General features: G+C 64.8%; 13 protein-coding genes and 1 pseudogene. 8 read left to right on the top strand and 6 right to left on the bottom strand.

Translation table 11 applies throughout. The annotated features are described in order from the left end of the window. Positions 1-31 precede the first annotated feature (31 nt). Positions 32-829, top strand: coding sequence for a UDP-2,3-diacylglucosamine diphosphatase (locus tag G5S42_RS19160; RefSeq protein WP_176108241.1), 798 nt, complete (start codon positions 32-34; stop codon positions 827-829). Between the two features lie 45 nt (positions 830-874). On the opposite strand, the gene cysE is transcribed toward G5S42_RS19160, so the two are convergent. Both cysE and G5S42_RS19150 read right to left on the bottom strand, forming a co-directional pair. Continuing rightward, the gene (gene cysE / locus G5S42_RS19155; RefSeq protein WP_176108240.1) at positions 875-1,717 is read right to left on the bottom strand and encodes a serine O-acetyltransferase; all 843 of its coding nucleotides are present in this window, start codon (positions 1,715-1,717) and stop codon (positions 875-877) included. 261 nt (positions 1,718-1,978) lie between these two features. After that, positions 1,979-2,809, bottom strand: coding sequence for an RNA methyltransferase (locus G5S42_RS19150; protein ID WP_176108239.1), 831 nt, complete (start codon positions 2,807-2,809; stop codon positions 1,979-1,981). A 334-nt stretch (positions 2,810-3,143) separates the two neighbouring features. Here G5S42_RS19150 and G5S42_RS19145 point away from each other — a divergent pair, with 334 nt between their 5' ends. From G5S42_RS19145 to G5S42_RS19130, 4 genes and pseudogenes are all read left to right on the top strand, one after another. Then, a complete protein-coding gene (locus G5S42_RS19145; RefSeq protein WP_176108238.1) occupies positions 3,144-3,947 on the top strand; it encodes an inositol monophosphatase family protein in 804 nt (267 codons plus the stop codon). Positions 3,948-4,161: 214 nt separating this feature from the next. Then, positions 4,162-5,460, top strand: coding sequence for a lysophospholipid transporter LplT (lplT, locus tag G5S42_RS19140; RefSeq protein WP_176108237.1), 1,299 nt, complete (start codon positions 4,162-4,164; stop codon positions 5,458-5,460). A 107-nt stretch (positions 5,461-5,567) separates the two neighbouring features. Further along, a complete protein-coding gene (gene mutS, locus G5S42_RS19135) occupies positions 5,568-8,255 on the top strand; it encodes a DNA mismatch repair protein MutS (RefSeq protein WP_176108236.1) in 2,688 nt (895 codons plus the stop codon). Continuing rightward, positions 8,242-9,655: pseudogene (locus G5S42_RS19130) on the top strand (hypothetical protein). Before mutS ends, G5S42_RS19130 begins: the two are co-directional and overlap by 14 nt. Here G5S42_RS19130 and G5S42_RS19125 read toward each other — a convergent pair. Next, positions 9,635-10,177 (bottom strand): FKBP-type peptidyl-prolyl cis-trans isomerase, encoded by a 543-nt coding sequence (locus G5S42_RS19125; RefSeq protein ID WP_129959440.1) that lies wholly within the window; start codon positions 10,175-10,177, stop codon positions 9,635-9,637. The pseudogene G5S42_RS19130 and the gene G5S42_RS19125 overlap by 21 nt on opposite strands. Before the next feature lie 32 nt (positions 10,178-10,209). On the opposite strand from G5S42_RS19125, the gene G5S42_RS19120 reads away from it, so the two are divergent. Both G5S42_RS19120 and G5S42_RS44365 read left to right on the top strand, forming a co-directional pair. Then, a complete protein-coding gene (locus G5S42_RS19120) occupies positions 10,210-11,463 on the top strand; it encodes a cupin domain-containing protein (RefSeq protein ID WP_176108235.1) in 1,254 nt (417 codons plus the stop codon). A gap of 231 nt (positions 11,464-11,694) precedes the next feature. Beyond that, positions 11,695-11,943: a hypothetical protein gene (locus G5S42_RS44365; protein WP_035491217.1), complete on the top strand. Its 249-nt coding sequence runs from the start codon at positions 11,695-11,697 to the stop codon at positions 11,941-11,943. A 201-nt stretch (positions 11,944-12,144) separates the two neighbouring features. Here the strand turns inward: G5S42_RS44365 and yoaA are convergent, their stop codons facing one another. The 3 genes from yoaA to G5S42_RS19105 form a co-directional block, all read right to left on the bottom strand. Further along, complete coding sequence (gene yoaA / locus G5S42_RS19115) at positions 12,145-14,397, bottom strand: DNA repair helicase YoaA (protein WP_176108234.1); 2,253 nt, start codon at positions 14,395-14,397, stop codon at positions 12,145-12,147. Positions 14,398-14,461: 64 nt separating this feature from the next. Beyond that, positions 14,462-14,680, bottom strand: coding sequence for a DUF465 domain-containing protein (locus tag G5S42_RS19110; protein ID WP_013089766.1), 219 nt, complete (start codon positions 14,678-14,680; stop codon positions 14,462-14,464). Positions 14,681-14,831: 151 nt separating this feature from the next. Then, positions 14,832-15,842: a coiled-coil domain-containing protein gene (locus tag G5S42_RS19105; RefSeq protein WP_217709920.1), complete on the bottom strand. Its 1,011-nt coding sequence runs from the start codon at positions 15,840-15,842 to the stop codon at positions 14,832-14,834. 259 nt (positions 15,843-16,101) lie between these two features. On the opposite strand from G5S42_RS19105, the gene G5S42_RS19100 reads away from it, so the two are divergent. Next, complete coding sequence (locus tag G5S42_RS19100; protein WP_176108233.1) at positions 16,102-18,453, top strand: Tex family protein; 2,352 nt, start codon at positions 16,102-16,104, stop codon at positions 18,451-18,453. The last annotated feature ends 87 nt before the right edge of the window (positions 18,454-18,540 follow it).

The following is an 18,540-nucleotide window of genomic DNA, read 5'->3' as shown; positions in this document are numbered from 1 at the left end:
GACTCGTTTGAACTGAAATCAGGCACCTTCAATGCTGCAAGAGACGCCGCTGCGAAGCATCGCCGCGGGCGTGCCAGGCGAGGGCCCACGCCCGCACGCCGCGCGCCCTTTTTTCTTCCTCTCCGATCTACATCTGAGCGAGGCGATTCCGCGCACGGTCGCCGCGTTCGAGCACTTCATCCGGGTGAACGCGGAAGCGGCCGACTCGGTTTTCATCCTCGGCGACCTGTTCGAATACTGGGTCGGCGACGACATGCTGAGCGAGCCGTTCGTCGCCCGTATTGCCGCATTGCTGCACACGCTGTCCGAGCGCGGCATCGCGCTCTACATCATGCACGGCAATCGCGACTTTCTGCTTGGCAAGCGCTTCATGAAAGCGGCCGGCGCGATCTGGCTCCCCGATCCATTCGTGATCACCGCGTTCGGCACGCGCATTGCGCTCGCCCACGGCGATGGGCTGTGCACCGCGGATCGCGGCTATCAGTTGTTCAGGTGTTTCGCGCGCAATCGACTCGCGCAGACACTGTTTCTCGCGTGGCCGTTTCGCTGGCGTCGCAAGCTCGCCGAGAATATGCGCTCGAAGAGCGAGCACGGCCGCACGCGGCCGATGTCGGTCAAGTATGACGTGACCCCGCGAGGCGTCGCCGCGCTGTTCCGGAAATCGAAGAGCGCGACGATCATTCACGGGCATACACATCTGCCCGCGCGGCATCGCGAACCGGGCGGCACGCGTTGGGTTCTGCCGGACTGGGATCTCGATCACGGCGAGCGCCGTGGCGGCTATCTGAAGATCGATGCCGACGGGATTCGGGCGTTGCCGCTGGATTGACGTGGTAAGTACGGCGTGCGCTTCGCGCTGTCGAAGCGCCGATACCTAGTGCTCCGCCGCCACCCCTTCCACCTTCCCCGCGATCGCCGCCGATAGGCGCCGCAGATCGAGCAACGCCGCATCCGCGCCTTGCAGCCCTTCGAGGCTCGTGCCGAGCCGCTCGAGCGCATCGACGATTTCATCGATACGCCGCGCCTGGGTAGCCGCATGATCGATCAGACCGTGAATCGCGAGCGAAACCGGATCGTCCGCATTGGGCGTGATGCCGTAGGCGCAAAACGCGCTGATTTCGCTGCCACGCTTCGCGTCACGCGCGGCGTTGTCCGCATTCGTGTTCGCACCCTTGGCGCCGTTCGCATCCGCGGCGACCGACGCCGGTACGATGATCCGCGCCGGATTGCCGACCGCCGTGCCACGCGCCGGTACCGGCTTCGTCACCACCGCGTTCGAGCCGATCTTCGCGTCCGCGCCGATCGTGAATCCGCCGAGCACCTTCGCGCCCGCACCGACGATCACACCACGCTCGAGCGTCGGATGCCGCTTCGCGCCGCGCGTGAGCGACGTGCCACCGAGGGTCACGCCCTGGTAGATCGTGCAGTCGTCGCCGATCTGCGCGGTCTCGCCGATCACGACGCCCATGCCGTGATCGATGAACACGCGCCGCCCGACGGTCGCGCCCGGATGGATCTCGATGCCGGTCATGAAGCGCGCCATCTGCGACACGAAACGCGCGAGCCAGCGGCGCTTCGCGCGCCAGCACGCGTGCGCGATCCGATGCAGCACGAGCGCGTGCAGCCCCGGATAACACGTGAGCACTTCCCATGCGCTGCGGGCGGCGGGATCGCGCTCCCGGATCGTGGCGATGTCTTCGCGAAGTCTCGTAAACATGGCTGGGACTGTGTTGTTTTGGGGGAAAAGAAAAACCGTCTGCGTGGGCGGGTCCGCGCGCTTAGTGCTCGCGCGGGCTTGTGCATTTCGCGCCGCATGTGACGGCATGCCTGCCGCTTAGCACGGCGGCAGCTTTGCTTCTAACGTTTCGTGGATTGTAGGGCGATTGCGCGAAACCTGCCGGAAGTCCCCGTCACCTACAAGGTTGTCGTCAGATGAACGCGGCGCAACAGGTGCGCCGCGACGGGCCGTCAACGAGCGTCAGCCGGTCCGCCCGGTCTTGAGCAGGATGTGCTTGGCGATGCCGCGCACGATATTGACCTCTTCGCGCTCGAGGCCCGAGCGCGCGAAGAGCCGCCGCAGCCGTGACATCAGCTTCTTCGGATTGGCCGGATCGAGAAACTCGAGCGCGACCAGCGCGCTTTCCAGATGCGCGAACATGCTCTCGATCTCGTCGCTCGCTGCCATCTGCGCGCGCGTACCGGCGGATTCGGCCGGCGCTACGCGTGCCCCTGCGGCGGGCGCACCGTCGGTCGCTTCATCGGCGCCGAGATACGCGGTGCGCAGCTCGTAGGCGAGCACCTGCACCGCCTGCGCGAGATTGAGCGAGCTGTAGGCCGGATTGGCCGGAATATGCGCGATGGCGCTGCATCGCTCGACGTCCTCGTTCGACAAACCCGTGCGCTCGTTGCCGAACACCAGCGCGATCTCGCCGTGCATCGCCTCTGCGTGCGCGGCGGCGGCAGCCGCACGCGGCGTCCATTGCGGCGGACCGTATTCGCGCAGCCGCGCGGTCAGCGCGATCGACCAGTGCACGCCGGTCAGCGAATCGGCAAGCGACGGCACCACGTGCACGGAGGCGAGCACGTCGTCCGCGCCGCTCGCCATCGCGATCGCTTCGGGATCGTTCTGCACGTTCGGCACGCGCGGCGACACGAGCACGAGCCGCGAAAAGCCCATGGTTTTCAGCGCGCGCGCCGCGGCGCCGACATTGCCCGGATGGCTGGGCTCGACCAGCACGAAACGCGTCGACGTGAAGCCGCCGCGCAAATCGGCCACGGCGGGGTCGGAGGAATGGTGGGTGTGATCCACGATGAAACTCGGCTGGCTAGAACTCAAGACGCGTATGGTAGCGCCAACGGGCGCCCGTGCGGCACATCCGCTCCACGTTAGCGAGCACCTGCGCGAGGGCGGCCGGACTCAGGTAAAATACCGCTTTTCGCGTCCGGCGCCGACGTTTGCTGAAGCCTTCGTCGAACCGGCCGCACCGTTCTTATTCAATTCGTCTCCGTCGACGGAATGCGCTCCGGCTGGATAGCCGGCTGCCGTTCCGTGCTGTTTTTGCGTCGTTGCGGCGCCCGTCAGCGCAGGTTTCGCGCTTATTTACCGGCCGGCAGCCGTGCTGCCCCGGCACAAGGATCAGTTTATGCATCCCATGCTCAATATCGCTGTGAAGGCCGCGCGCCGCGCAGCTCAGATCATCAACCGCGCATCGCTCGATCTCGACCTGATTCAGGTCAGCAAAAAGCAGCACAACGATTTCGTCACGGAGGTCGACAAAGCGTCCGAAGCGGCGATCATCGAAACGCTGAAGACCGCCTATCCCGATCACGCCATCCTCGCCGAAGAATCGGGCAAGTCGAACGACGATTCCGAATACCAGTGGATCATCGATCCGCTCGACGGCACCACCAACTTCATCCACGGCTTCCCGTACTACTGCGTGTCGATCGCGCTCGCGCACAAGGGCATCGTCACGCAAGCCGTCGTCTACGACCCGACCCGCAACGATCTGTTCACCGCATCGCGTGGCCGTGGCGCGTTCCTCAACGATCGCCGCATCCGCGTCGCCAAGCGTGACCGCCTCGCCGACTGCCTGATCGGCACCGGCTTCCCGTTCCGCGCGCAGGACAGCCTCGAATCGTACGGCCGCCAGTTCGCCGAGATGACGCAAGCTTGCGCGGGCCTGCGCCGCCCGGGCGCCGCCGCGCTCGATCTGGCCAACGTCGCGGCCGGACGCATGGACGGCTTCTTCGAGCAGGGCCTGAACGCATGGGACGTCGCAGCGGGCAGCCTGCTGATCACCGAAGCCGGCGGTCTGGTCGGCAACTACACCGGTGATTCGGATTTCCTGCACGTCGGCGAAGTCGTCGCGGGCAATCCGAAGGTCTACGCGCAGATGATCCCGATTCTGTCGCGCTACAGCCGCACGCGTCAGCAGTCGGCGTAAGGTGCACCGCCGTGGCCGGTCCGCGGCCACGGATTACAGTTGTGCGGAAAAGCGGCTTCGGCCGCTTTTTTGTTGGCGGCGCTGCGGCGCGTGCGCGGCGTCGCGCCAAAAAGCCGCGGTGACTCGGGACGGGACTCGGCCGGGACCGTTCTGTGCTCCATACCGCTTTGACCCTGTCCGACTTTCACCCCGGGCGCAGCCTCCAACCGGCCCCATGAAAAAAGGCTTCCATACGATCATCGCGGCGCAGTTCATTTCGTCGCTGGCCGACAATGCGCTGTTGATCGCAGCCATCGCGCTGCTTTCCGTGATGCGCTCCGCCGCGTGGGTTACGCCGCTCTTGCAGATCTTCTTCACGATCTCGTACGTGCTGCTCGCGCCCTTTGTCGGCGCGTTCGCCGATTCGATGCAAAAGCGCCACGTGATGTTCATCTCCAACGCGCTGAAGGCGAGCGGTTGCATGATGATGATCCTCGGCGTTCATCCGATGATCGCCTACGGCGTGGTCGGCTTCGGCGCGGCCGCGTATTCGCCCGCCAAGTACGGCATCCTCACCGAGCTGCTGCCCGCCGAAAAGCTCGTGCGCGCAAACGCGTGGCTCGAATCGGCGACGGTGCTGTCGACGATCGTCGGCACGATGCTCGGTGGCGCGCTGATCAGCACCGTCGTCGAGCATTTCGTCACGCGCATGCATCTGCCGCTGATGCACTCCGCCGCCGATCTCGCGATGTCCGCGGTCATGCTCACCTACGCGATCGCCGCCGCAATCAATATCTTCATTCCGGATACCGGCGCGCGCTATCCGAACCGGCTGACCGAGCCGAGCAAGCTGCTCGGCGATTTCCATCACTGCTTCCGCGTGCTGTGGGCCGACAAGCTCGCGCAGATCGCGCTGTGGGTGACCACGCTGATGTGGGGCGCCGCGGTGACGATGCAGCTGCTGGTGCTCAAATGGGCGAACGTGAACCTCGGGCTGTCGTTGTCGAAAGCCGCGGTGATGCAGGGCGTGACCGGCGTCGGTATCGCGATCGGCGCGGCGGGTGCGGCCGCGCTGATTCCGTTGCGACACTCGCTGAAGGTTTTGCCGGTCGGCGTGCTCACAGGTGCCGTGGCGATCGCGATGGCCTTCTACAACAAGAACCTGTTCCCGCCGGGCGCGGGCCTGCGCTTCGGCACGCACGTCGCGCCCTACTACATTCTGCTGGCCTATCCGCTGATGATCGTGCTCGGCGGGCTGTCGGGCTTTTTCATCGTGCCGATGAACGCGGTCCTGCAGCATCGCGGCGCGACGCTGCTTTCGGCCGGTCACTCGATCGCCGTGCAGAATTTCAACCAGAACCTCGCGGTGCTGCTGATGCTCGGCGTGTACACGCTGCTGCTCACGGCAAAGATGCCCGCGCAGTGGATCATCGTCGTGTTCGGCAGCTTCATTACGCTGCTGATGTGGCTCGCGAAACGCCGCAGCGCCACCAACGAACGCAGAGTGGACATGCGGGCGATGATCGAGGAATGAACGCATCCGGCTCCCGGGTTGGGCATCGTCCGTTCGGCCAGGGTCCGCTCGTCGCGCCGGCGGGTTAAACTCACGCCCTGAGCATCTACCGCAAAAAGACACGAAGGATGGGCATTCAAACCGCAGCGGCCAACGACGTCGCACAACACACGCCGATGATGCAGCAGTACCTGCGCATCAAGGCGGAGCATCCGGGCACGCTGGTGTTCTACCGGATGGGCGACTTCTACGAACTCTTTTTCGACGACGCGGAAAAAGCCGCGCGTCTGCTCGACCTGACGCTCACGCAGCGCGGCGCATCGGCAGGCAATCCGATCAAGATGGCCGGCGTGCCGCATCACTCGGTCGAACAATATCTGGCCAAGCTCGTGAAGCTCGGCGAATCGGTCGCGATCTGCGAACAGATCGGCGACCCGGCCACCTCGAAAGGCCCGGTCGAGCGCAAGGTCATGCGCGTGGTCACGCCCGGCACGCTGACCGACGCCGCGCTGCTGTCCGACAAGAGCGACGTCTATCTGCTCGCGCTGTGCGTCGCGCACAATCGCCGCGGCGTCGCGACGAGCGTCGGTCTCGCGTGGCTCAATCTCGCGAGCGGTGCGCTGCGCCTCGCCGAAGTCGCGCCCGATCAGGTCGCCGCCGCGCTGGAGCGCATCCGTCCCGCGGAAATTCTGGTCGCCGATGCCGCCGCCGACTCGACCAGCTGGACACCGCCTGTCAATGCGAGCGCGCTCAAGCGCGTGCCGGCCTGGCACTTCGATATCACGTCGGGCACGAAGCGCCTGTGCGATCAGCTCGAAGTCGCGAGCCTCGACGGCTTCGGCGCGCATTCGCTCGGCTGCGCGTGCGGCGCGGCCGGCGCGTTGCTGCTGTATGCGGCGTCTACGCAAGGCCAGCAGCTGCGTCACGTGCGCAGCCTGAAGGTCGAATCCGAATCCGAATACATCGGCCTCGATCCGGCCACGCGCCGCAACCTCGAACTCACGGAGACACTGCGCGGCACCGAATCGCCAACGCTGTGCTCGCTGCTCGACACCTGCTGCACGACAATGGGCAGCCGCCTGCTGCGTCACTGGCTGCATCATCCGCCGCGCGATTCGGCGGTGGCGCAAACCCGCCAGCAGGCGATCGGCGCGTTGCTCGACGCACCGCCAAGCACCGATCTCGATACGTTGCGCAGCGCATTGCGGCAGATTTCCGACATCGAACGGATCACCGGACGTCTCGCGTTGCTGTCGGCGCGACCGCGCGATCTGTCGAGCCTGCGCGATACCTTCATCGCGCTGCCTGCTTTGCGCGCGCAGCTCGCGGCGGTGGCAGCGAACGCGGATGCGCTCGCGCGCATCGACGCGGCGCTCGAACCGCCGCACGCGTGCGTCGATTTGCTGAAGCTCGCGGTCGCGCAGGAGCCGGCCGCGATGGTGCGCGATGGCGGCGTGATCGCGCGTGGCTATGACGCCGAGCTCGACGAACTGCGCGATATTTCGGAGAACTGCGGACAGTTCCTGATCGATCTCGAAACACGCGAACGCGCACGCACCGGCATCAACAATCTGCGCGTCGAGTACAACAAGGTGCATGGCTTCTATATCGAAGTCACGCGCGGCCAGACCGACAAGGTGCCCGACGACTATCGCCGTCGGCAGACGCTGAAGAACGCCGAGCGCTACATCACGCCCGAGCTGAAAACCTTCGAGGACAAAGCGCTGTCCGCTCAGGAACGCGCGCTCGCGCGCGAACGCGCGCTGTACGACGCGTTGCTGCAAGCGTTGCTGCCGTTCATTCCCGACTGTCAGCGCGTCGCACTCGCGCTTGCCGAACTCGATCTGCTGGCCGCGTTCGGCGAACGCGCTCGCGCGCTCGACTGGGTTGCGCCGACGTTCTCGGCGAACGCCGGCATCGACATCGAGCAGGGGCGGCATCCGGTGGTCGAGGCGCAGGTCGAGCAGTTCATCGCCAACGACTGCACGCTCGCGACCGAGCGCAAGCTCCTGTTGATCACCGGTCCGAACATGGGCGGTAAGTCGACTTTCATGCGCCAGACCGCATTGATCGCGCTGCTCGCATATGTTGGCAGCTACGTGCCGGCGCGGCGCGCGGCCTTCGGACCGATCGACCGTATCTTCACGCGCATCGGCGCGGCCGACGACCTCGCCGGCGGCCGCTCGACCTTCATGGTCGAGATGACCGAAGCCGCCGCGATCCTCAACGACGCGACGCCGCAAAGCCTCGTGCTGATGGACGAGATCGGCCGCGGCACATCGACGTTCGACGGCCTCGCGCTCGCGTGGGCAATCGCGCGTCACCTGCTATCCCACAACGGCTGCTACACGCTGTTTGCGACGCACTATTTCGAGCTGACGCAACTGCCCGCGGAGTTTCCGCACGCAGCCAACGTGCATCTGTCGGCGGTCGAGCATGGGCACGGCATCGTGTTCCTGCATGCTGTCAACGAAGGACCGGCCAATCAGAGCTACGGTCTGCAGGTCGCGCAACTCGCCGGCGTACCCAACGCGGTGATTCGCGCGGCGCGCAAGCATCTCGCGCATCTGGAACAGCAATCGGCCGCGCAGCCCGCGCCGCAACTCGATCTGTTTGCGACGCAGCCTGCCATGTTCGCCGAAGATGCGGACGACGACCTCGAGGCGGCGGGCGACGCAACGCCTGCGCCGCCCGCGATTCAGACGCTCGTCGAGCGTCTGCGCGGCATTGATCCGAACGATCTGCGGCCGCGCGAAGCGCTCGATCTGCTGTACGAACTGCATGAACTGGCCGTCGCGCCGGATGCGGACCACTGACATGCGCAGACGCCCGTCGCGACCGCGAGGGATTCGCGCGGCGCTGCGTCACGTGCTCGCACCGGCAGGGGGCATCGTCGTGCTCGCAATGGTGTGCGCTTGGGGCGCGCCGGCGCACGCCGAGGCCTCGCGCTTCGGATTCGCGGTGATTTCCGGCACGATGCACAGCCCCGCCGACGAAGCCGCCACACAACGGTTGCTCGATGCGATCGGCCGCGAGCGCGACGTGCGCTTCATCGTCTACGACGGCAATCTGAAGGGCCCGAAGGAAGTTTGTCGCGACGCGTTGTTCGAGCGCCGTCAGGCCTTGCTCGACAGCTCGCGCACTGCCCTCTTCTTTATCCCCGGCCAGCATGACTGGGCCGATTGCGGCACGGCGGAAGCCGGTGGCTTCGATCCAGTCGAACGGCTCGACCAGTTGCGTCAAACGCTGTTCGCCGATCCGACCTCGATGGGACAGAACCCGCTCGCGTTGACGCGCGAGAGCGAGGTATCGCGCTTCCGTCCTTTTCGCGAAAACGTGCGCTGGGTGGTCAACGAAAAAGCGAATACCAAAGGCGGCGACGTCGTCTTCATCGGTTTGAACGCGCCGGGTCCGAACAATCACTACCTGAGCGCGGGCGGCCGCAACGGCGAGTTCGAAGATCGCGTGATCGCCAATGCATTCTGGCTCGAGCACGCGGCCGAATACGCGAAGCGCCGCGACGCGCGCGATGGTCGTATTCATTCAGGGTGATTTCGACCCGGAGCGCTATGAGCGACCCGAACGGTTCGCCTGGCTGCACTTTGCGCACAGTCCGCGCCGCGACGGCTTTCTCGAATTCAAGCGCAGTCTGGTCAAGCTCGCGCAGATTTTCCCCGGACCCGTGGTCGTCGTTCATGCAGACGACGAACGGCAGGCCGGAGCTTTCGTCATCGATCAGCCGCTACGCAACGACAAGGGGATGGTCGTGACGAACCTCACGCGCATTGCGCTCGCGCCGCGTGATCGTCTCAACCAATGGATTCAGATAGAAGCGGACTTCGCCTGGAAGCCGCCGTTCAGAGTCAGCGTGCGCGACGTGCCGAAGCAGATGCCGCTGCCCACCACGCCGCCGGTCTTGCCACCCGTATCGCCGCGTGACGAATCCGGCGCGTCGATGCCGGCTGCACCAGAGATGCCGAATGTGGAAGGGTTCGGGCCGGGGTCAGAATTGCCGCCCGTATTGCAGACACCTGGAGAGTCGCAGGACCAGCAGCCGCACATCCCGTCCGACCAGGGCGGCGGCGACTACGGGCCCGCGATCTCGATGCCGCCGGGGTCGATACTGCCAGCCTCGCCGGCGTTGCCGGCATCGGTGCCGCCTGCCCCCGCGACGACACCTCGCACGCCCGCAAGCTCAGTGCAGGGTCGGTTTTGAGTTATCTTCTTCGTCCTCGTCTTCGTCGTCGTCGAGGACTTCGAGGCCGTCCGCGCCATGCGCGTGTTCGTGCTGGATTTCGTCTTCAGTTGCCGGACGCACGTCCTTGACGGTCAACGCGAAACGCAGCGCCATGCCGGCGAGCGGATGGTTGCCGTCGAGCACGACCTTGTCTTCGGCGACGTCGGTCACCACGTAGACCAGCGCATCGATTTCCTCGTCGCCATCTTCCGGGGTGCCTTCGAACTGCATGCCGACTTCAAGAGGTTCCGGGAAGCGATCGCGCGGCTCGATCTTCACAAGCTCGGGATCGTATTCGCCGAACGCGTCTTGCGGTTCGAGCTGGATCTGGGTTTCGAAGCCAGCCTCGTGGCCGTCGAGCTCTTCCTCGATCTTGGGGAACGTGCCATCATAGCCGCCGTGAAGATAGACCATCGGCTCTTCGCTTTCCTCGATCAGATTGCCTTGCGCATCCGACAGCTTGTACGCGACCGACACGACGGTGTTCTTTGCGATTTTCATTCGATTCTCCAGAATACAACTCACATTATACGATGCCCAGGCGGCCCACTCATCTCCCGGCCGATGCACATTCGGCAAGCAATTCGCCGTCTGCTGCAAAGCCGGCCACGCAGCCCATTCTTCCGCCCTCGCCCGACATTCCGACCGCACTGCTCGGCCATCTGAGCCCCTCGCAATTCATGCGCCGCTATTGGCAGAAAAAGCCATTGCTGATCCGTCAGGCGATTCCGGACGTCGAAGCGCCGCTGTCGCGCGACGAATTGTTCGAGCTGGCCGATCAGGACGACGTCGAAGCGCGCCTGATCACGCACTTCCGCAACAAATGGCAGCTGGAGCACGGCCCGTTTGCGCCCGACGAACTGCCGTCCGTCAAACAGCGCGCGTGGACACTGCTCGTGCAGGGCGTGGACCTGCATGACGATCGCGCCCGCGCGTTGCTCGACCGTTTCCGCTTTGTGCCGGACGCGCGTCTCGACGACCTGATGATTTCGTATGCGACCGATGGCGGCGGCGTCGGTCCGCACTTCGATTCCTACGATGTGTTTCTTTTGCAAGTAAAAGGCAAGCGCCGCTGGCGTATTAGCGCGCAAAAAGACCTGACACTGCAGCCTGGCTTGCCGTTGAAAGTTTTACAGCATTTCGAGCACGATGAAGAGTGGGTGCTCGAGCCCGGCGACATGTTGTATCTGCCGCCGCACATCGCGCACGATGGCATCGCCGAGGGCGAATGCATGACCTGTTCGATTGGTTTTCGCGCCCCGTCCGAGACAGAGCTGACCGCGCAGTTCCTGTACCACCTGGCCGAGCGTGGAGAGGCCACCCGCAAGGCCGGCACCCTCTACAGCGATCCACGGCAGGCCGCCGTCGAGCGGCCGGCCGAACTGCCCGCGGCGCTCGTCGAACGGGTGGGCGCGATGCTTGCTAAAGTGCGATGGAATGAGCAGGACATTGCGTCGTTCCTCGGTACGTATCTCAGCGAACCGAAGCCGAGTGTCGTCTTTGATCCGCCGCAACGGCCGCTCAACGAAGCCCGTTTCATCGGCGTCGCATCGAAATCCGGTCTACGGCTCGATCGCAAGACTAACCTGTTGTATGAACGTCGTTTTTTCTTCGTAAATGGAGAAGAAATGACGTGGAACGGTGCGAAAAGATGGCTGTTTGATCTCGCGAATCAGAGGTCCATGAGTGCGAAACGCTTTGTAACACTATCGCACGATTCATCTGTGACATCCCTGCTACACGAGTGGTATCGTGCGGGCTGGATACAGGTGGGCGAGCTTGCGTAACTCTGCCCACGTGCTATACCGTACAGTGAAATTTTGTATGAGAAAGACAACGTATTGACCCCGGATTTATCGACTGTCAGTACGAAAGTGCATATAATTTCCGCCCAAGCCGTAGGGAAGATTCCAGCTCTCGAAAGAGCATCTCCACCAGCGGCCCAGGTCGGTGTTGGAGCACATTACCGGTTTTATTTTGCGCTGTTGCTTACCTTTAAACCATAAAAGGACGTGATCATGAAGAAATCCCTCCTCGTAGCATCCCTGTTGGCAGCTGTGGCACTCGCTGCATGCAATAAGAGCGAACAAGCCGCTGCTCCGTCAGATGCTGCGTCCGCGCCTGCTGCCGCGTCCCCGGCAGAAGCAGCATCGCCGGCAGTCGCAGCATCCCCGGCAGAAGCAGCATCGCCCGCAGAAGCAGCATCCCCGGCTGAAGCAGCATCGCCGGCAGTCGCAGCATCGCCGGCTGCAGGCGCAAGCCAGTAAGCTGCGCTTGCTCGACGTTGCGACGGCTCCCGTCGCAGCTAACGTCGATGCGGGAGGCTGCTCAAACCGGCAGCCCCCGGCAAGCAGCATTAAAAAAGCCACGAATGCAAATTCGTGGCTTTTTTGTTTGCGATGCACCGCGCACGCGGCACACGTCGTTGGGTCGCTGCGTCACCCGAACGCAGCAACCGATCAAGATATTCAACCGCGTTCGACCGGTTCCTCGAAGAACTCCCGGACCACCTCTATCTCGCGGGTGCGTTTGAAGGGCGGCAGACTCTGCCAGATACGGCGGCCATACGGTTTATCGACGAGACGCGTATCGCAGATCATCAGCACGCCACGATCCGTCTCCGCGCGAATCAGTCGGCCCGCGCCCTGCTTCAGCGTGATCACGGCTTGCGGCAGCTGATGCACGGCGAACGGACTCAAGCCCTTCTTCGTCAGTGCGTCGAGCCGCGCGGCCAGCACGGGATCGTCTGGCGGCGCAAACGGCAGCTTGTCGATCACGACCAGCGACAGCGCGTCGCCGCGCACGTCCACGCCTTCCCAGAAGCTCTGACTGCCGACCAGAATCGCATTGCCGTACGCGCGAAAGCGATCGAGCAGTTCCGTGCGGCTCGCATCGCCCTGCACCAGCAGCGGATAGTCCCAGCCGCGCGACTCGATCGCGTCGCGCAGCTTCGCCGAGATACGGTCCACCGCGCGTAGCGTGGTGCACAGCATGAAGACGCCGCCACCCGATGCTTCGATCGCGGGCAATGCCGCATCGAACACGGCATCGGTGAACATCGGCGACGACGGCTGCGGCAGATTTCGCGGCACGTACAGAAGCCCTTGCGACGGATAGTCGAACGGGCTCGGCAAGGTCATCGAGCGCTTCGAGTTCAAGCCCATCTGCGCCGCGTAATGCGTGAAGTCGCCCCGCACCGACAGCGTCGCCGATGTGAAGATCCACGCGCGCGGCACGCCGGCGCGCTGCTTCGCGAAAATCGGCGCGACCGACAACGGCGTTTCGTGCAACTGCACCGTGTGCGAGAACACCTCGATCCAGCGGACCTTTTCGTTCGGATCGGTGCGCTCGGCACCTGCGTCGCCTTCGCGTGTCGCAACCGCGTCGCGTTCCGCGCTCGTGGGCGGCGTGGTCCAGCCGCTCAGCACGTCCTGCAGCTCGCGCGCGCGACGCAGACACGCGCCCAGCGATTCGGCTCGCTCGGCCTGCCCCGCCAGCGCCGAGGCCAATGCGTCGAGCTCGGCTTCGAGCGTGTCGAGCGCGGGGAATAGCGGATGATCGTCGGGCAACTGGCCGATCGACAGACGCACCGTGTCTTCCTTGAATGCGAGCCGCACGTCGCGCGCGGCGCGCTCGAGCGTCGCGCCGAGCTTGACCCAGTCAACCGCATCGCGTGCGTGACCGAGCCCTTCGGCCACCGAATCGCGCGCGAGCTCGAGGAACTGCGCGGTCGATAGCGTTTCGCCGAAAAACAGCGTGGCGGTTTCGGGCAGTTGGTGCGCTTCGTCGAAGATGACCGTGTTCGCAGTCGGCAGCAACTCCGCCATGCCAGTATCGCGCAGCATGATGTCGGCGAAAAACAGATGGTGGTTGACCACCACGATATCGGCCTGCTGCGCTTCGCGGCGCGCCTGCATCACGAAGCAGTCCTTGTAGTGCGGACACTCCTGGCCGAGACAGTTGTCGCGCGTCGAGGTGACCATCGACCACACTTGCGCGGTCTCCGGCACGCTCGCCAGTTCGGCCTTGTCGCCGGTGCGCGTGATCTTCGCGAAGCGCACGATGTCCTGCAGATACGAGGTTTCCTGGCGCGACGGCAGACGGCCGTTGTCCGCGGTGCGTTGCAGGTAGTAATGGCACAGATAGTTCGCGCGGCCCTTCAGCATCGCGACCGACACCGGCACCGCGAGCGCGTCGCGCACGGTCGGAATGTCGCGCTGGAACAGCTGATCCTGCAGATGCTTGGTGCCGGTCGAGACGATCACCTTGCCGCCCCACAGCATGGCCGGCACGAGGTACGCATAGGTCTTGCCGGTGCCGGTTCCGGCTTCGACGATCAGCGTGTTCTCACCCGCATCGACACCGTCGGCTTCGGCGTTGCTGTCGGTCGACTCAGAGGCGGCCTCAGCGCCCGTCTGCTGCAGGCGCCGTGCCGGGCGCTTCTGCGCCTCGAACATCACGGGCTCGGGCATCGCGCGACCCGAAGCCTCCATCGCCGCGGCAACCGCGCGCGCCATTTCGATCTGCGACGCACGGGGCCGATAACCGTCGATCTGCCGCGCGAGCAGACCGTTGTCGGCGAAGATGTCGTCGAGCTCGCTCGCGCGGCGCCGACTCAGCGACACACCTGGCACCGGTGCTGCCGCACGCGGCGAGGGCGTGCCCGAAGCAGATGCGTTGTCCGGCGCGGCCCGGGATGAAGTGTCATGCGATGAATTCAAGGCAAGCGTTCCTGCTAAGTCCGGCTCGCGCGCTGCGCGCCCCAGCACCTGCCAGGCCGCGAACTCAGGCGCGCGCGTCCGGTTCGAGCTGCAATTGCAGCAAGATGATGGTGTCCTTGACTTTGAGTTTGCGCTTTTTCAGGCGCTGCAACTCGAAGTCGTCGATGCCGGGTTCATCCGACATCCGGTCGATCAACCGGTCGAGTCCACTATGCTCCGATTCCAGTTGCAGAATGCGGTCGCGAAGTGTGTTTGCGTCGATGACATGATGACGATCGCGCATGCTCGCCTCCTCTGGTCGGCGGCACCAACCGCGTGCGCGCGGTCCGATGCCTGAGGTTGCTGTCCGGCTCAAAACGCATTACGGCGACTACGGCGGCCGTGGCCACGACCGCCACGGCTCACTCTACGGCACTGCCACTACAGCACGCTTACTATTGCTGTTGCTGTTGCTGCTGCTTTTGCTGCTCTTCGAGCTGTTGCTGCTTCAACTGGTCCTGACGCTTCTGCTCGGCCTTTTCGGCAGCCTGCTTTTGACGCGCTTCGACATCGAGCTTGTGCTGCGCGGCCTCGGCCTGCTTCCGCTCAAAATTCTCCTGTTTCTGCTGGCGCTCCACGGCCTGTTGCGCGCCCTGCCGACGCGCTTCCTCGAGCTTGCGCTGGTAGTCGCTCTGCTTCTGGTCGTAGGCCTTCTGATTGGCCGCCGACTGCGACGGCGTGACACCACGCTGCGCCTGGTCGAGCGCGTGCTGGCGCTGCTTCTCTTCGTAGGCCTGCGCATTGGCCTGGTGCTGCGGTGCCGCGGCGTTGCGCTGCGCCTGCTCGAGCGCGTGCTGACGCTGCTTCTCTTCGTAGGCCTGCGCATTGGCTTCGCGCTGCGGCGCCTCGGCGTTGCGCTGCGCCTGATCGAGCGCGTGCTGACGCTGCTTTTCCTGATACGCCTGCTCGTTACGCGCGTCTTCGGCGGCGCGTTGCGGCGCTTCCGCCTCGTTTTGCGCGCGCCGTAATGCTGTGCGTTCGTCGCGCTCGCGGGCGCGCTGCGCACGCTGCTCGGCGTCGAGCGCGAGCTGCTCCTTGCGGATGTCCGCCTGCACGCTGCGCATCGCGTCGCGCGCACGATTCAGACAGTGATTGACGAAGAAGCGGCTGTAGCAGTTGTGTTGCGCGACAGCGAATTGATAGTTGTTGTCGTCGGTGCGCTGGTTGAGCACCTGTTGCCGCTCGTCGAACGACTTGTCCAGCGCGGCTGCATCACTCGCGCTTTGAGGGCTGCCGGCCGTTGCGGCGACTTGCGGGCCCGAGGCCGCGACGGGCGCCGCACCTTGCGCGGGTGTCGCGCTCTGCGCCGCGGCCGGCACCGGCGCGGCAAGCGCTGCGGCGATCACGCACGACGCAGCCGCCGTTACGACCGACGGACTGAACCAGCGCAACGAAACCAGCGGCAATTGAGACGAACCCCGAGACGAACCCGGCAGCGAACCTGACGCCAGCGAAGAGACCAGGCGGTTGAGGGACAAGGAGATTGGCAACGTCGTAGAGGGTCAACGGAACATGCCCGAAATTCTAACACCCCGCGGTTGAGCCCTTTGGCATTTATGGCAAAATGCCCCGCTCTAGCAACCTGTTCGCGGCACACGCCCGGCCTGTCCCGAATTGCCGCCCGCGCGCGGCCCATCACTGAGTCCGCAGGAATACCAAGACCTTATGACGGAAACCGTAGCACTCAAGATCGTCCAGCGCATCGCCACCGAACTGTCCGTCCAGCCGCGCCAGGTCGCGGCCGCGGTGGAACTACTCGACGAAGGCGCGACCGTTCCGTTCATTGCCCGTTACCGCAAGGAAGTGACCGGCAATCTCGACGATACGCAACTGCGTAATCTCGAGGAACGCCTGCTCTATCTGCGCGAGCTGGAAGACCGGCGCGCGGCGATCATTGCGAGCATCGACGAACAGGGCAAGCTCACCGTCGAGCTGCGTAGCGCGATCGAAGGCGCCGACAGCAAACAGGTGCTGGAAGACCTCTATCTGCCGTACAAGCCGAAGCGCCGCACGCGCGCGCAAATCGCGCGTGAAGCCGGTTTGCAGCCGCTCGCTGACGCGCTGCTCGGCGATCCGCTGCTCGATCCGCAAACCGAAGCCGCGGCGTACGTGGACGCCGAGAAAGGCGTCGCCGATGTGAAGGCCGCGCTCGACGGCGCGCGTGACATCCTCTCCGAGCAGTTCGGCGAAACCGCCGAACTGCTCGGCAAGCTGCGCGACTATCTGTTCAACCAGGGCGTGGTGTCGTCGAAGGTCGTGGAAGGCAAGGAAACGGCGGAGGAAGAGAAGTTCCGCGACTACTACGACTACGCCGAAACGATCCGCACGGTGCCGTCGCATCGCGCGCTCGCGCTGTTCCGCGGCCGCAATGCCGGCGTGCTGATGATCAAGCTGGGTCTCGGCGAAGAGCTCGACGCGCAGGTGCCGCACCCGGGTGAAGCGCTGATCGCGCGGCACTTCGGCATCGCCAATCAGAACCGCCCCGCCGACAAGTGGCTCTCCGATGTGTGCCGCTGGTGCTGGCGCGTGAAGGTGCAGCCGCACCTGGAAAACGAGCTGCTGACCAATCTGCGCGACGAAGCCGAACACGAAGCGATCCGCGTGTTCGCACGCAATCTGAAAGACCTGCTGCTCGCGGCGCCCGCTGGGCCGAAGGCCGTGATCGGTCTCGATCCGGGCTTGCGCACCGGCGTGAAAGTGGCGGTGGTCGACCGCACCGGCAAGGTGCTCGCGACCGACACGATCTACCCGCACGAGCCGCGCCGCGACTGGGACGGCTCGCTCGCGAAGCTCGCGCGCCTTGCCGCGCAAACGCAGGCCGAGCTGATCAGCATCGGCAACGGCACCGCGTCGCGTGAGACGGACAAGCTCGCGAGCGAGCTGATCGCGCGTCACCCGGAGCTAAAGCTGCAGAAGATCGTCGTGTCGGAAGCGGGTGCGTCCGTGTACTCGGCGTCCGAACTCGCGGCGAAGGAATTCCCCGACATGGACGTGTCGCTGCGCGGCGCGGTGTCGATCGCGCGACGTCTGCAGGACCCTCTCGCCGAGCTCGTGAAGATCGAGCCGAAGGCGATCGGCGTCGGCCAGTATCAGCACGACGTGAACCAGCGCGAACTCGCGCGCTCGCTCGACGCGGTCGTCGAAGACTGCGTGAACGCGGTCGGCGTCGATGCGAATACCGCGTCGGTCGCGCTGCTCGCACGGGTCTCGGGCTTGAACGCGACGCTCGCGCGCAACATCGTCGACTATCGCGATGCGAACGGGCCGTTCCCGTCGCGCGAGCATCTGCGTAAGGTGCCGCGTCTCGGCGACAAGACCTTCGAGCAGGCCGCTGGCTTCCTGCGCATCAACAACGGCGAGAATCCGCTCGACCGTTCGTCGGTGCACCCGGAAGCTTATCCGGTCGTCCAGCGCATTCTCGCGAAGATCAGCAAGCAGGTCGGCGAAGTGCTCGGCAATCGCGACGCGTTGCGCGGACTGTCACCCACTGAATTCGTCGATGAACGCTTCGGTCTGCCGACCGTGCGCGATATCCTGGTCGAACTGGAAAAGCCGGGCCGCGATCCGCGCCCCGAATTCAAGACCGCGACGTTCCGCGAAGGTGTCGAGAAGGTCAGCGACCTGATCCCGGGCATGGTGCTCGAAGGCGTCGTGACGAACGTCGCGGCGTTCGGCGCATTCATCGACGTCGGCGTGCATCAGGACGGTCTCGTGCACGTGTCGGCGATGTCGACGAAGTTCGTGAAGGACCCGCACGAGGTCGTGAAGGCCGGTCAGATTGTCAAGGTCAAGGTGCTGGAGGTCGACGTGAAACGCCAGCGCATCGCGCTGACGATGCGTCTCGATGACGAACCCGGCGCGGCGGCCGCGCGCAGCGGCGGCGGTGCGCAGCAGGATCGCAGCGGCTCGGGCGGCCTCAACCGCGGCGGAGCGGGACGCGGCGCGCCGCAGCGCTCGCGCGAACCGGAGCCGGGCGGCGCGATGGCGGCCGCGTTTGCCAAGCTCAAGCAGAAGTGAGCGTATCGGACCGGTGCACGTCGTTGGACGTGCACCGGTCCGTTACATGACTGCGTCGCGCGCTCAACCGCTTACACGCACGCGCGC

It is taken from the genome of Paraburkholderia youngii, assembly GCF_013366925.1.
In the GTDB taxonomy this organism is placed as follows: Bacteria; Pseudomonadota; Gammaproteobacteria; order Burkholderiales; family Burkholderiaceae; genus Paraburkholderia; species Paraburkholderia youngii.
Note: the sequence above shows the minus strand (reverse complement) of the source record. Positions and strands in the feature narration are given on the sequence as shown.